Below are 14,107 nucleotides of genomic sequence, written 5' to 3' on the forward strand. Positions count from 1 at the left end.
ACGTGAGCCTCCGAGACCGCCAGCGCGCCGAAACCCGGCTTCTTGTGCAAGAGCACGCGATCCGCCTCTTCACCGAGGCCGGCTACGACGCGACCACCGTCGCCGACGTCGCCGCGGCCGCCGGCGTCTCGGCGATGACGGTCTACCGGCACTTCCCGACGAAGGAGGACCTGGTCCTCTACGACGAGTACGACCCTGTGACCGCTTCCGCCGTACTTGAGCAGCCTGCGGGCCCCTTGCCTTTGCGGATCGGTCGCGCTTTGGAAGCGACCGCCGCATTGGGGTCATCGCAGGAAAAGGCGTTCCTGTTGGCGCGGCTACGGCTGATGATCTCGGTGCCGGCGCTGCGGGCGCGACATCTGGACAGCCAGTACGCGACTGCCGATGCGATCGTGGCCGCCCTCTGCGGCTCTTCGCCCTCGGCGGACGAAGAGTTTCAGGTGCGGGCAACGGCTATGGCGTGCCTGGGGGCGGCGCATGTGGCGCTGGTCCGGTGGGCGGAGACGGACGGGGAGGCGGATCTGGCGGGGTTGATCCGGGAGGCGCTGACCAGCGTGTTCGATCAGTAACGAAAGTGTCAGACCTCACCCGTAGCCTCGAACCCATGTTCGACAACCTTCCGAACCTTGTCCACCGCGATCTGCACGTCTTCGTGCTCCCAGATGCGCACGACCCGCCATCCAGCATCGGCGAGAGCCGTGTCTGCCAGGCGGTCACGCTCAATATTCCGCCGTAATTTCGGAGTCCAGTACCACTCGTTCCGCGTGGGCTCACGGCCATGTTCCGGGCAGACGTGCCAGAAGCACCCATCGACGAAGACCGCGATCTTACGCCGAATGAAGACTATGTCGGGCCGCACACGGACACCGGTCGGCAGATCGAGCCGATGGTCCTTGCGGTAACGGAAGCCAAGCTGATGCAACGCCTTGCGCAGCGCGATCTCGGGTTTGGTGTCAGATCGCCGGTTCGCACTCATGTTGCGCGAGCGCCCCGCGTTCAGCGGCGCAGGAGACCGCCGCTTCCCAGTCTTTCCCCGAACGGACTCGACACGATCACTCTCCGACACGTTTACCAACCACCAGACCAATCACAGCTCTGCGCCCCGCGTGAGGCAAGATACCGGCAGACACACCCGCCCGCGCAGATATAGAGAGGAGCATCGATGAGCACATACGATGTGGTCGAGATCTGCGCAGGTGCCGGCGGGCAAGCGCTGGGTCTTGAGAAGGCCGGGTTCGAGCATGCCCTTGCCGTCGAACTCGACACGCACGCCTGCAACACACTACGAGCCAACAGGCCCGGCTGGAAGGTCGCGGAAGGCGACGTAGCGGACCTCTCGAAGTGGCGCCCTGAACACTACGAAGGCGTATCCCTCCTGGCTGGCGGTGTACCTTGCCCGCCGTTCTCGATCGCCGGCAAGCAACTCGGAGCGAACGATGAGCGCGATCTTTTCGCCTGGGCTGTAGAGCAAGTCGCCGTCGTTCGACCTCGTGCACTCATGCTTGAGAACGTCCGTGGGCTAAGCATGCCTCGGTTCGCCGGCTACCGTCAGCACGTTCTCGACCGCCTCGCCGAGCTCAAGTACATCGCTGAATGGCGACTACTTCACGCGTCAGATTTCGGCGTCGCACAGCTCCGGCCTCGCTTCATTCTCGTCGCACTCAAGGCCGACGACGCCCCTTACTTCCATTGGCCGGAGCGTGTGGGGCCCCCGCCGACTGTCGGCGAAACCTTGGTCGACCTCATGGGTTCCGATGGCTGGAATGGCGCCGAAGCTTGGTCCAAGAAGGCAAACAAGATCGCCCCGACGATTGTCGGTGGCTCCAAGAAGCATGGCGGGGCCGACTTGGGTCCCACCAGGGCAAAGCGCGCATGGGGCGAGATGGGAGTAGACGCTCTAGGCGTCGCGGACGCTCCCCCGACGTCTGATCATCCCGTCAACTTCATTCCAAAACTGACTACCGAAATGGTGGCGCGCATCCAGGGGTGGACCGAGCACTACCCTTGGGAGTTCACTGGCCGAAAGACATCCAGGTACCGGCAAATCGGGAACGCCTTCCCTCCTCCCGTCGCACAGGCAGTCGGTGAAGCGATCTTTAATGCTCTCGAGCACGATGCGCCGGAAAAGCAAGTGGAAGCAACGGGACACGATCCGGTGTACACAGCCCTTCGGTCAACCAGCGACTTCATCACCCCAGAGCGCCTCATGAAGAAGGCTGGCCTCGATGACCAAGCCGAACTCGAGCGCCGGATCAGCCTACTCAGCCGCGACTTCGAGGTCGAAATCGCTATTAGCGGCACGAAAACCGCCTACAAGCTCGGCAACTTCAAGGCCTTCGTAGGACAGGAAGACCACGGCCGGCACGACCTCTTTCTGAAGTACCGCGCAAAGATCAGCTGAGCCGAAGCGAACCCAAGTCAGTACGGTTAGAGTCTGCACGGCGCATCGACGCCTGCCTCGATGCGCCGCAGACGCCAAACTCGGCAACCCCGTCTTCCAGGCCACGCAGGCGCCCAAATCCCACCAGCAACCGTTACTCAGCGTTATAACTCCAGCGATGAACGCACTGTATCGCGCCCGCTTTCAGCTAGGCGACGATAGGAGTTCCATGCGCGATCCAGGGGGGTTGCTCCGCGTCGGCCTCGTTTGACCCAACGAGCCAAGCGGTCTCGATCATCAGGCTCGAGGGCTTGGATTTCCGACAGAACCTCATTGACGCTGACTGAACCACTCGCCGCTCCAGCGCGACAGCGCTTACACTCCGTGATCAGCTCAAAGCCCCGCGTTCCATCGGGCATAACAGTTTGATGACGTGTAACAGAAAGGACGGCGGTCTGATTGGTGTCGTCTGCGTACGGCTCCGCCGCAGAAATACCACATACCGTGCATAGGTAGCCGTCACGCGCCATCACAGCCTGTACTTCCTTCGCTGTCGGCCCGGCCAGAAGGTCAGCGGCACGACGCGCTTCTGGATCCCATACAGAAACGCCGACCTGCGCGAAACGCTGATCCTCCGCGCCCAGCGTCGCATCCTCGATATTTGTCAGGATGACCCAACCGTATTTGCGCAGGTCACGTAGCCGACGGTCAGCCTGCGAGATGCCAGGAAACGCAGTCCGGACCTGCTCCTTTGTAAACGTGTTACCAAGGCCTACCACCTGCACCAGCCAGAGGGCACCCCGGATCATCGTTCCTGCTTTGAGCGCTGGGTCGTCCCAGTCTGGAAGTAACACTTCGCCTCCGTCTACCGTTGTACCTGGAGATCAGCTTCAGCAGAGCATGTCTATCAGCGCCGCTGCCGCGGTGCGCGAACGTTGAGGTCACACAGATTACGTGGAGGGGCCAGTTGAGGTTTGATATCCCGCCTGAGGGTGCCAGGATCCGCTCGATGGTCGAAGACCGCCTTCAGGAGGCCATGAAAGACAACGGCGCGAAGACAACTGTCGACTGGCGTGGCGAGCAGAAGCACCTGCACGTGATTGCTATGCCGGTCGACATGCTGTACCTCAACCCAGACACCCATCGCATCCGCGCCCAACGCAGCCTAGACCCAGAGCGCAACAAGGTCCTCGACGAGGATCCCTGGAGCGAACCCGCACAAGAATACCTGCGCTACCTCTTGAGCCGCAAGCCATCGAATCTAGAAGTAACTGATCCAGATTACACACAGCTCACCGAAGAACTCGACGACTTTGGACAGAAAGAGCCAGGAATAATCAGCCCGGACGGCATTCTTGTCGACGGGAATACTCGCTGCGCAGCACTCCGAGAGCTAGGAGTTAAAGACATTCGTGTCGGAGTACTCCCCTCGGATACGTCCCGACGCGATATCAACAGCGTTGAGCTTGCCCTGCAGTTGAGGCGAGACAAGCGCCGAGATTACTCGTACATCAATCGACTCATCGCGATCGAGGAAGAGCTAGCCAACGGCCGAAGGCCGGAAGATGTCGCACGTGACTTCAACATCAAGAGCACAACCCTCACCAAGGATCGATGGGTATTTCAACTAATCAATGAAGCCATCGAGCGAAGCACCACAGCAGACGGAGCGATTCTGAGACTCATCGATTTTGAAGATCATCAAGAAAAGCTTCGTGAGTTGCATCGCGACTACACCAACCTCGCACAAACTGACCCCGACGCCGCGGAGCAGCTGAAGGAATCTCGGCTGGCGATGGTTGTGCTCAACTACTCGAAGACCTCTGTTCGCCTCGCTGAGGCTGACTTCCACAATCGATACCTGAGTAAGCGCCTACCGGCGAGCCTGCGTCCAGCCACCCAGTCGGAGTCCGAGGTGTCGATACCCGGCCTGACCGACGTGGTAATGCCCGATGCCACAGCGGCAGTGAAGGCTTCCCGAGCTGTCACCGACTCGTTGCTCCAGGCAAAAGCTCGGGTGCAAGCCGGAGACAAGGTGCCCCTATCATCTGCCAAGTCAGCAGATGAACTTCTTAAAGATGGTCGCAACGTTTTCGACATCGCCGTTAAAATGGCTGGTCAGAACGCCGAGCTGCAAAAACGGCAGATAGCGGTTCCGGAACGACTCACGGATGCAGCTGAACACATTGACCAGTGTGTAGCCGAGTTTGCCGACGCTAAGGCAAAGCGCGCTCTTGATGAGGACGCGTTCGACGATGCGCTACTTACAGTCCGAGCCAGCCTTGCACGTTTGGCCAGGCTAGCGGGCCGGGCATTCAGCACGCCCAGCGACGGAGTCGCCTGGCTCCTGGACGCTTCCAGGGAACGCTGACGATGGCGCGCCCCGTGGAACCAAGCCTGCACCTCGGTTTTGGAGATACTGTCGCGACGGCTCGCCTGCGGTCAGGTGAAGGCTTTGCGGAAGATCTGCGCCGCCTTGCTCTGCGTTTCCGTAGCGCCGTCCAGAAGGCCCCAGGTTCGATGGAGGTCGAGATAGACGACCTCCTCACAAACTTGGTAGCTCTCGGAAGCTGGAGAGAGCCAGCCACTGTCACATGGGAACCGCAGCTCGCGGACCTGGCGACCGGTTCGGCCCAGGATGCCCAAGCTGTCGCTAAGCGGCTCACGGCAGAAGAAGACACCACGAGCGGACCAACTTCCGACGACGTAGCCCGTCTGGTCGGTCCTGGCTGGATAGGCGACTTGACAGGGTTCCAGCGTAGAGATATTGCCAAGTTGCTATCTCTGCGACATGGCGCGAATTTCTCGGTTCCTGGCGCCGGCAAGACTCGGGTAGGGCTTGCCGTTTTTCAAGCCCTACGCCAAACCCAGAAAATTGAGCGGATTCTTATTGTTGGCCCTAAGTCGTGCTACGAGTCCTGGCTTTACGAGAATCAGCAGTGTCTGAATGATCAGCTACGTATGTCTGTGTTTGCCCGTGACACCGATCCTGCCGCAGATGCCTTGATAGTGAACTATGAGCGACTCAGCGGCTCTGTTAACGAGCTGGGAAAATGGCTGTCAGCCCGGCCATCCATGCTGCTGCTAGACGAAGCTCACCGCATGAAGCTCGGCGCCAACGGCACGTATGGTACCGCATGTCTCGCACTTGGACCTCGGGCTCGCCATCGACTTATCCTTACTGGAACACCGGCACCGAATGGGGTCAAAGACCTTGAAAACCTTTTCGGCTTCGTCTGGCCTGGATACGGACGCCAAAAGGTCATCCAAGCAGTCGCGGGGGGAAATCTTGCGAAAGCGAGCGCTGTGCTCCGCCCCTTGTTCACCCGCACTACCAAGAATGAGCTTGGCTTAACCCCGCCGACCGTAACCCTCCGCCCATTGCCAATGCCACCACTGCACCGCGAGATCTATGACGCGCTCGCCGGACGACTTTCTATCCGTGCTATCGGGTCAGAAGAAGACTTTCACGCCTTGGGCCGCGTGGTCGTATACATGTTGATGGCTGCGACGAGCCCCGCTTTACTCTCGGTCGGCACGACTCGGTACGAACCACTGCCGTATAGGGTCCCGCCTTTAGCCGTGCCAGAACGTACACGCTTGTTCGATCTAATGCAGGATCTACCAAGCTACGAAATGTCTCCGAAGTACCGAGAAGTTTTAGCAATTGTTGCCAAAAATGCAGCACAAGGGCGCAAGACTCTTGTTTGGTCAACTTTTATTCGCAGCCTAAACACCATGAATCGACTACTTCACCAGTTTCAGCCCGCCATTATCCACGGCGGGACAGAAGACCGAGAAGAACAGATCGGCAGATTTCGCAATGATGCTGCCTGCATGGTACTTCTATCGAATCCTGCAACACTCGGAGAAGGAATCAGCCTCCACCACCATTGCCACGACGCAGTTTATGTCGACCGAGACTTTGCCGCTGGAAAATTTTTGCAAAGTTTGGATCGGATTCACCGCCTCGGCCTCGCCCCCGGAACAGAAACAAGGATTACTGTTTTGGCCGCTGAGGGTACAATCGACGAAGTTGTTGACCAACGACTAGGCGACAAGTTGCAGTTCATGGGCAGCGTACTCGACGACCCTGCGGTCCGAGAGCTAGCCGACCTCACTGAAGAACCAGAGATTGGCGGCATGCTGGACCAGCGTGATCTTCAGGCTCTGATCGGCCACCTCAATGCCTATTCCACCTGACCCAATATTACGAGCCGCAACGCGCTGGCTGGAAAGACTACCAGTTTCCGGCGTAAGCCGCTGCCGCGCTCTTTTTACCACTCACAACGACTATAGTGACATAACACCAACACAATATGAAGCCGCATACGTTTGGCTTCACGTCGTTGGCCTCTTGGAGGATCTAAATAACCCCATCCCTGCACCTCAACGCGTATTTTCCGCCGCCGCAGCGACTGGGAATACTCCATGGTTCCGCGATGCAGACATTCTTATTTGCAGTCCTGCTGAGCTACCTGAGGACGCCAGACGTGCCGCAGATACGCTTGGAATTGGCGAGCCCGAGGCATATGCTCAGATTAAATCAATCTGGGGCAAGGTGGACACCGCAGAACGCGAACGGATAGGCGCCGCCGGTGAACTTGCACTTTTTCAGCTGCTTAATGATACCTTAAATGCAAACGTAGAGCACACATCACTAGCTTCTGATGGATTCGGGTACGACATATCGGTAATAGGGGAAGCTTGCACTGTGCACATTGAAGTAAAGACAACAACTCGGCGCCGTCGGCAAACTTTATACCTCTCTCGAAATGAGTACGAGACAATGCTTCGAGATGCGCATTGGCAGCTCGTAACATTGCAAATTGAGCCCTCCTTGGAGATCGCGTCCGTAGCCACACTATCCAAGGACTGGATATCCACGCAGACACCTATCGATAGCAACAATTTTGGCAGATGGGAATCGTGCCGACTGGAAGTACCAGAAGCCGCCCTAGTGCCAGGAATCCCTAGTCTTCGCAAATTAGTACGAAGCGGCATTCGCAGTGCATTGATAGCTGGAGCCTAGCCGTAGTGGACTTGAGCCGGAGTGCTAACAGTACCCGAGCCGAGGCATCCTGAGCCCAAGGTCGTAGCCAAGTTGCCTCAGTAAACTTGCTGAATCCCCACCCGTGCGGGCGAGACATTCATCGGCATCCACGCTAACACGCTCCGTTACCAGCCCGAAGACTCAGCGTCCGCCCTTGCGCCAGCCGAGCGGTTGCACCGTCGACATCTGGGAGCCACAAGAGCGAAGCTGGTCCCATGGGGACGCTGAGCGAACCTGATTCAGGCGCATGACCGGATCTGTCCGTTCACCACACAGGACAGACAAAAAGGCCCTCCCGCGAACGGGAGGGCCTTAGTGCTGTCTCAACCAGACGTGCGCCCGAAGGGATTCGAACCCCTGACCTTCTGATCCGTAGTCAGATGCTCTATCCAGCTGAGCTACGGGCGCTTGTTCAGTTATCAATCTAGCACCTGCCGGAACAGGTACCAGCGGAGGCTCCGGGATTTGAACCCGGGAGGGGGGGTTACCCCCAACCGCATTAGCAGTGCGGCGCCATAGACCAGACTAGGCGAAGCCTCCCAGGCCCAACGACCACTGCTCAAATAGGTTACACACCCCGCGGACCCCCTTGGAAGGCACCCCCCTTAGACGCGTTGCAGGGCTCTGAGCAGGCGATATGGGCGCCCGCCGAGTCCTTCGGCTTCGAAGACGGCGACGCCGACTCGGGGGAGGTCGCGGGCCGCGGGGTAGGCGAGGTAGCGCGGGACCCAGCGCGGCTGGAACTTCGCGTTGAAGCGGTAGAGGGTCTCGATCTGGATCCAGCGTGAGAAGAATCGCAATGTCCGGGCGGACAGGCGGGCGAGGGGGCCGGCGCCGATGCGCTGCCCTTGTTCCAGGACGGCCCGGAAGGCGGCGAAGTTCAGGGAGACGTGTTGGGCGGGAGTGGTCAGGAGGAGTTCGGAGATCATCAGTTCGTTGACGCCGTTGTCCGCCGTCCGGTCGCGGCGCATGACGTCCAGCGAGAGACCCTTCTCGCCCCACGGGACGAACTGGAGGATTCCGCGCACCCGTCCGTCGTGTTCCGCGGTCACCAGGATCGAGCCGGGATCGCCCATGCGGCCGAGCGCCATCGAGAAGCCACGTTCCGTGTCGGTGCCGCGCCAGGTGGCGGCGAGGGTGCGGAGTTCGTCCAACTCCTGGTCGCGAAGGTCTTCGGCTTTCCGGATGCGCGCGCTGTAGCCGGCGCGTTTCGTGCGTGAGACGGCTTGGCGGACTCCGCGCATGACGCGGCCTTCGAGGGTGAAGGTGTCGGTGTCGACCACGGCTTCGTCGCCGATCTCCAGCACTTCGAGCCCGAAGCGCGCCCAGACGGTTGCGCCCAGTTCCGAGCAGCCCATGGCCGCCGGAGTCCAGGCATACCGTCGGCAGACGTCCAGGTACTCCTCGATCGCGCCGGGCCACGCTTCCGGGTCACCGAGGGGGTCCGCCGAGCACAGCGCGACCCCGGCGATCACCCGATAGGTCACCGCGGCCTTCCCCGACTTCGAGAAGACCACGAACTTGTCCCGGCGCAGGGCGAAGTACCCCAGCGAGTCCCGCTCCCCCAGCAGCCCGCGGAGCCGTTCGACCTCGTCGTCGGTCAGCTCAGGCGCGGGTTCGGCCGAGCGGAGCAGGAAGTACGCCGCCAGCAGCACCGCGCCGATCCCGAACAGCAGGCCGACCGCGGCCGACAGGTCTTCCAGCCACAGCGCGGGGAATGTCACCGGGCCGCTCACACCGACCAGTGCCAGCGTCGACTGCGCCAAGCGGTCGCCGACACTCCAAGCGCCGGGCGCGACCGACAGCAGCACGAAGTTGATCGCGACCCCGGCCACCGTCAGTTGCAGGAAGACCCGGATGGCGCGCCACCGGCCGGTGACCGGATCGGGCAGCGCGATGAAATGGCGCCGCGTCGCGATCAGGGCGATCAGCAGCGCGAGCGACACGAGACCGGCGCCGAGGGCGTGCCGCAGCCCGAGGTGCGACACCGTCAACAGCGCGGCGGTGGCGACCGCCAGCTGCCAGGCCCGGCGCTTACGCCGTTTGAGACCGGTGGCGAGCAGCATCAGCAGCACACCGGTCACCAGCGCGACCGTGGCCGCGCCGACCGTGGCCTCGTGCGGCAGTTCCAGCCATTCGGCGACGCGTCCGCGCAGAGTGCGCCGCCCGGCCGGCACCAGCACCGAGACCAGGGCCAGCAGTCCGGCCAGCCGCGTCACCCAGGTGATCACCGCCACCGAGGTGGCACCCGCCACCCGCCAAGCGCCCGCCAAGTTCCGCCCCTACGTTCAGCTCCTTGCCAGCTCCACGAACGGTACAAGGGCGTCGGGGTTCAGCAGGGCATCCCGGCTGACGGCGCGGTCAGGTGAAACCCCCGAAAGGATCTTCTTGACCGGAACCTCGCACTTCTTGCCGTTGAGCGTCCGGGGCACCTCACGCACCTGGACGAACCGGTCGGGCACGTGCCGCGGCGAGAGGGCGCCGCGCAGTTCCTTGCGCAGGGCGGGCTCGACCTCGTCGAGTGACACGCCTTCGGCCAGCACGAGGAAACACAGCAGCTGCCCGTCCTCGTTCCCCGCCGCCGACGTGTCGATCACCAGCGAGTCCGCGACCTGGTCGAACGACTCCACGACGCGGTAGAACTCGGCCGTGCCCATCCGGACGCCGCCGCGGTTCAGCGTCGAGTCGCTGCGCCCGTAGATGACGGCGGAGCCGCGTCCGGTGATCCGGATCCAGTCGCCGTGCCGCCAGATCCCCGGGTACATCTCGAAGTACGCCTCGCGCAGCCGCGAGCCGTCCGGGTCGTTCCAGAAGAACACCGGCATCGACGGCATCGGCTCGGTGATCACCAGTTCGCCGACCGTCTCCACCACGGGTTTCCCTGCCTCGTCGAACGCGGCGACGGCGGCGCCGAGCGCGCGGACGGAGAGTTCGCCCAGCCAGACCGGGACGTCCGGGGCGGACGCGACGAACGCCGCGCAGAGATCCGTGCCACCGGACACCGAGCAGATCTGGACGCGTTTGCCGACCTCGTCGACGATCCACCGGAAGCCCTCGACGCTCAGCGGCGCGCCGGTGGATCCCAAGGCGCGCAACGCGGTGAGGTCGTACCGCTCGGCCGGTTTGATCCCGGCCTTCAGGCAGCTTTGGATATACGGCGCCGACGTGCCGAAGAAGGTGACGCGGTGCTGCTCGGCCAGGTGCCACAACACGTTCAGGTCCGGGTGGCCCGGGCTGCCGTCGAAGAGCACGATCGTGGTGCCGGTCAGCAGGCCGGAGATGAGGAAGTTCCACATCATCCAGCCGGTGGTGGTGAACCAGAAGAACCGATCGCCGGGGCCGAGATCGCTTTGCAGGGCAAGGGCTTTGAGGTGTTCGAGGGTGATGCCGCCGTGGCCATGGACGATGCCCTTCGGCAGGCCGGTGGTCCCCGAGGAGTACAGGACCCACAGCGGGTGGCCGAATTCGACGGGTTCGAAGGCCAGTTCCGCGCCCGCGTTGTCGGCGAGCAGTGTGTCCCAGTCGAGGGTGCCGTCGAGGCGGCCGCCGGCGTAGTCGACGAGCACGGTCGCTTCGAGCGTGGGGATCTCGTCCCGCAGGGCGTTCACCGTCGACCGGCTGTCGAACCACCGTCCATTGTAGACGTAGCCGTTGACCGCGATCAGCACCTTCGGCTCGATCTGCGCGAAGCGGTCGGTGATCGCGCGGACGCCGAAGTCCGGCGAGCACGACGACCAGATCGCGCCGAGGCTCGCGGTGGCGAGGAAGGCGATCAGCGTCTGCGGGCAGTTCGGCGCCAGCGCGACGACCCTGTCCCCTTTGGACACTCCCAGCTTGCGCAGCCCTTCCCGCGCGGAGGCGACGGCGGACCGCAGAGCGCCGTACGTCAGCTGCGACGAGAGGCCGTCTTCGCGGTGGAAGATCACGGCGACCTCGTCGTCGGCCTTCGCGGCGCCCGCGACACCGGGCATGAGCGAGTGCTCGGCGTAGTTCAGCGTGCCGCCTTCGAACCAGCGCGCGTGCGGCATCTCGCCGGTGAGCACCGCACCGGGCTCGTCGTGCCAGCGCACGCCGAGGAAGTCGGCGACGGCGGACCAGAACTCCGGCCCGCGCTGGACGGAGAACTCCCACAACGCGTTGTAGTCGTCGGCCTCCACGCCGCGTTCGGTGCGCAGCCACTGGCGGAACGCGTCGATCTTGGTGTCGGGCAGGCGGCTCGGCTCAGGGCGCCAGAGCACTTCTGGGGCGTCGGCGGTGTGCGTCACCCCGCGATGTTAACCCTCGTTAACCGAACTGGCGAGCCCCCGTGAACAGCTCGTACGCCATCGTCTTGAGCCGCGAGGCGTCGAGCGGGGTGACGGTCAGCCACCCTCGATCGCGACGAAGCCCATACCGCCCGTCGGGGGTGTCCACCCAGGTCAACGTGCCCTCGCCACGCACCCAGCGGCCCTCCCACGACTTCCTGGCCGCCCCGAGCCGCCCGCCGCCGATCCGCTGTGTCGCGATCCGCACCATCACGATGACCTCGGGTTCCCGCAGCCCGGCGTCACGAAGGACGTCGGAGAACGCCGGCTGCCCGCCACGCTCCCCTGCCTCGCAAGCGGCCGTGTAGTCGTCGACGCGCAGGTTGACCGAGAGGCCCCGCCCCTGCTCGCATGGCGGCAGCGCCTGCAGCAGCGTCGCGGCGACGAGCGGCTCCCGCAGCGCGGACAGTTCGACGTCGGTGCCCGCAACGCCGATCGCGACCGCGCCGCGGTCGGACACGCATCCGACGGCCCGGTACGCCGGGTCACCGTCGAGCCTCAGGTCCAGCGTGAGTTCGCTGTTCGCGACGGTGTGCAGCAGCCGCACCAGCTCGGGCGCGGGCGAGTCGACCGTGCCGAGGCCGCGTTCGGACAGCGTCGCGCTCGCCGTGGCCACCAGTTCCGCGCGGAACTCCGGTGTCCGCCCGACGTGCGGGATCTCCAGCACCGCGGGCAGTTCGTCGCGTCCATGCGCCGACCAGAGGAGGAACAGCTCGCCGACGTGCAACCGGATCCAGTCCATCAGCGGTCGGTCCTCGGGTCTTCGCCGATGACCGGCGGGGTGACGTGCCCGGTGAGACCCCAGACGTCGGAATCCTCGACGAGGTAGTCCGGAGTCTTGCGGTTTTGGCCGTCCTGCTGCCCTTGCGGCGGCATCATCCCCATCGGCATCCCGCCGACGCCGCCGATCCCCGCGGCCGCGGCCCGGGTCCCGGCGACCTGACCCGGCTGCGGCCCGGACGGCCCGAACCCGCCGGCTCCGGATCGGCCACCCTGCCCGAGCTGCTCCTGGGTCCCACCGGAGGTGCCGGGTGGCGGCGGGGCATAGGCGCCGCTGCTCGCGCCGGGCTGACGCGGCGCCTCGACCGGCTCCCGCACCTGGATCGGGGCGGCGGTGTCGTCGACGCCGCTGCTGCTCGTGGTGTCGTCCGGCGGCGGCACCGGTTCCGGCGTCGGTTCGGGTTTCGGCGTCGGTTCTTCGGGTGTCTCGAGAATCCTCGGCTGCTTGCCGTACGAGGTGAAGGTCGGAACGTTCTCGTAGACCTCGCCGGAGCTCCGCTGCATCCGCGTCATCACGTCGGCCGCCTGCCGGTGCAGATCCTGCGAACTCTCGTCGGTGGGTTCGGCGACGATCCGCCCCGCCTCGGCGAAACCGCCTCCCGACGGCGGCGAGGCCGACATGGCCTGCGTCGAATCCTGATCCGCGACCGGGATCGGACGGCGTTTCGGCGCCTCCGGCGGCTTGGGCCGCGGGGCGTATCCCGGCGGCTCGGGCATCGTGCGCCGCGCGGTGTCGGCGATGTCCGCCTGGCGGCGCACGCAGTTCGCGACGTTCTCCGCACGCCAGCCCGTCTCGCCCGCCCAGTCGACGAGCTTGATCGCGGCGTCACGGGCCCTGTCCGCGCCCTCGCCCGTCCAGCCGTCGGCGGTGGCGACGAGCGCCGCCCGGAGTTCGGAACCGACCCGGTCCAGGAACGCGCTGATCTTCGTCCACTGCGCGGCGACGGCCTCCGCGCTCGCGAGGTCCAGCTCGTCGTGGACCATCTCGTAGAGCTCCCGATGCGAGTAGCTCATCCAGTCGATGTCGGCGTTGAGGTGTTCGGGGCCCGGTCGCGGTTCGGGCTCCCGCGGCGGCCACGGCATGGGCAGGATGCGCATCAGTGCTCGTCCTTCCGCTCGCGATCGACGATGTCCTCCATGTCGAACCGGCGGGCGACCCGTTCGAGCTGCTCCTGGCCCTCCTCGTCCGCGGCGACGTACATCTTCCGCGCCGCCATCACGGTGAGCTGGAAATCCTTGAGCACCACGGCGAAGTCCTTGAGAACGGGCACGGCCGCTTCGGTCCCCTTGTTCGCGGCACCCTGGAAGCGTTCGCTCATGGTGTGACCGACGAAGTTGGCGCCGAGCTTCAACGGCGCGTTGAACTCCGTCGAGTCCTTGATCAGCGCGTTGAGCTCATGGCGTGCTTTCAGCAGCGCGTCGACGAGCTTCTTAGCGGCGTCCTCGGAGACCTTGACGGTCCCCTTCTTGGCATCGGTCTTGGAGTCCCGGATCTGACCCGCCACCGGCGCCAGCGCCGGAGCCGAAGCTCCGAACGCGGCCTGTGGCGTCGCAGGTACCTTGGGTGACTGTGCCATCGGACCCCTCCCC

12 protein-coding genes and 2 tRNA genes are annotated in these 14,107 nt (G+C 63.8%); 5 read left to right on the forward strand and 9 right to left on the reverse strand.

The window, feature by feature from the left end; translation table 11 throughout:
- Positions 1 to 2: 2 nt before the first annotated feature.
- Positions 3 to 569: a TetR/AcrR family transcriptional regulator gene (locus CVV72_RS27615; protein ID WP_219146424.1), complete on the forward strand. Its 567-nt coding sequence runs from the start codon at positions 3 to 5 to the stop codon at positions 567 to 569.
- An 8-nt stretch (positions 570 to 577) separates the two neighbouring features.
- On the opposite strand, the gene CVV72_RS27620 is transcribed toward CVV72_RS27615, so the two are convergent.
- Positions 578 to 976, reverse strand: coding sequence for a very short patch repair endonuclease (locus CVV72_RS27620; protein WP_255632281.1), 399 nt, complete (start codon positions 974 to 976; stop codon positions 578 to 580).
- A 186-nt stretch (positions 977 to 1,162) separates the two neighbouring features.
- Between CVV72_RS27620 and CVV72_RS27625 the strand changes: the two genes are divergently transcribed.
- Positions 1,163 to 2,401 (forward strand): DNA cytosine methyltransferase, encoded by a 1,239-nt coding sequence (locus CVV72_RS27625; RefSeq protein WP_219146425.1) that lies wholly within the window; start codon positions 1,163 to 1,165, stop codon positions 2,399 to 2,401.
- Between the two features lie 143 nt (positions 2,402 to 2,544).
- Here the strand turns inward: CVV72_RS27625 and CVV72_RS27630 are convergent, their stop codons facing one another.
- On the reverse strand, positions 2,545 to 3,189 hold the full coding sequence (locus CVV72_RS27630; RefSeq protein ID WP_219146426.1) for a hypothetical protein: 645 nt from the start codon (positions 3,187 to 3,189) through the stop codon (positions 2,545 to 2,547).
- Between the two features lie 200 nt (positions 3,190 to 3,389).
- On the opposite strand from CVV72_RS27630, the gene CVV72_RS27635 reads away from it, so the two are divergent.
- Genes CVV72_RS27635 through CVV72_RS42015 form a run of 3 tightly spaced genes read left to right on the forward strand, consistent with a single transcriptional unit; the run spans position 3,390 to position 7,412 of the window.
- Positions 3,390 to 4,751, forward strand: a complete 1,362-nt coding sequence (locus tag CVV72_RS27635; RefSeq protein ID WP_219146427.1) for a ParB/RepB/Spo0J family partition protein — start codon at positions 3,390 to 3,392, stop codon at positions 4,749 to 4,751.
- Positions 4,752 to 4,753: 2 nt separating this feature from the next.
- On the forward strand, positions 4,754 to 6,583 hold the full coding sequence (locus CVV72_RS27640; RefSeq protein ID WP_219146429.1) for a DEAD/DEAH box helicase: 1,830 nt from the start codon (positions 4,754 to 4,756) through the stop codon (positions 6,581 to 6,583).
- Complete coding sequence (locus tag CVV72_RS42015) at positions 6,567 to 7,412, forward strand: protein NO VEIN domain-containing protein (protein WP_370641820.1); 846 nt, start codon at positions 6,567 to 6,569, stop codon at positions 7,410 to 7,412. Before CVV72_RS27640 ends, CVV72_RS42015 begins: the two co-directional genes overlap by 17 nt.
- A gap of 355 nt (positions 7,413 to 7,767) precedes the next feature.
- Here CVV72_RS42015 and CVV72_RS27650 read toward each other — a convergent pair.
- From CVV72_RS27650 to CVV72_RS27680, 7 genes are all read right to left on the reverse strand, one after another.
- Positions 7,768 to 7,841, reverse strand: a tRNA-Arg gene (locus CVV72_RS27650).
- Between the two features lie 42 nt (positions 7,842 to 7,883).
- Positions 7,884 to 7,973, reverse strand: a tRNA-Ser gene (locus CVV72_RS27655).
- A 65-nt stretch (positions 7,974 to 8,038) separates the two neighbouring features.
- Complete coding sequence (locus CVV72_RS27660) at positions 8,039 to 9,688, reverse strand: phosphatidylglycerol lysyltransferase domain-containing protein (RefSeq protein ID WP_219154165.1); 1,650 nt, start codon at positions 9,686 to 9,688, stop codon at positions 8,039 to 8,041.
- Positions 9,689 to 9,721: 33 nt separating this feature from the next.
- Complete coding sequence (locus tag CVV72_RS27665) at positions 9,722 to 11,698, reverse strand: acetoacetate--CoA ligase (RefSeq protein WP_219146433.1); 1,977 nt, start codon at positions 11,696 to 11,698, stop codon at positions 9,722 to 9,724.
- 19 nt (positions 11,699 to 11,717) lie between these two features.
- Complete coding sequence (locus CVV72_RS27670) at positions 11,718 to 12,479, reverse strand: ESX secretion-associated protein EspG (RefSeq protein WP_219146435.1); 762 nt, start codon at positions 12,477 to 12,479, stop codon at positions 11,718 to 11,720.
- Entirely contained in the window at positions 12,479 to 13,615 is a 1,137-nt protein-coding gene (locus CVV72_RS27675; RefSeq protein WP_219146437.1) for a PPE domain-containing protein, read from the reverse strand. Before CVV72_RS27675 ends, CVV72_RS27670 begins: the two co-directional genes overlap by 1 nt.
- Positions 13,615 to 14,094: a hypothetical protein gene (locus CVV72_RS27680; protein WP_255632282.1), complete on the reverse strand. Its 480-nt coding sequence runs from the start codon at positions 14,092 to 14,094 to the stop codon at positions 13,615 to 13,617. Before CVV72_RS27680 ends, CVV72_RS27675 begins: the two co-directional genes overlap by 1 nt.
- Positions 14,095 to 14,107 lie beyond the last annotated feature (13 nt).

Source organism: Amycolatopsis sp. TNS106 (assembly GCF_019330265.1).
Classification (GTDB): Bacteria; Actinomycetota; Actinomycetes; order Mycobacteriales; family Pseudonocardiaceae; genus Amycolatopsis; species Amycolatopsis lurida.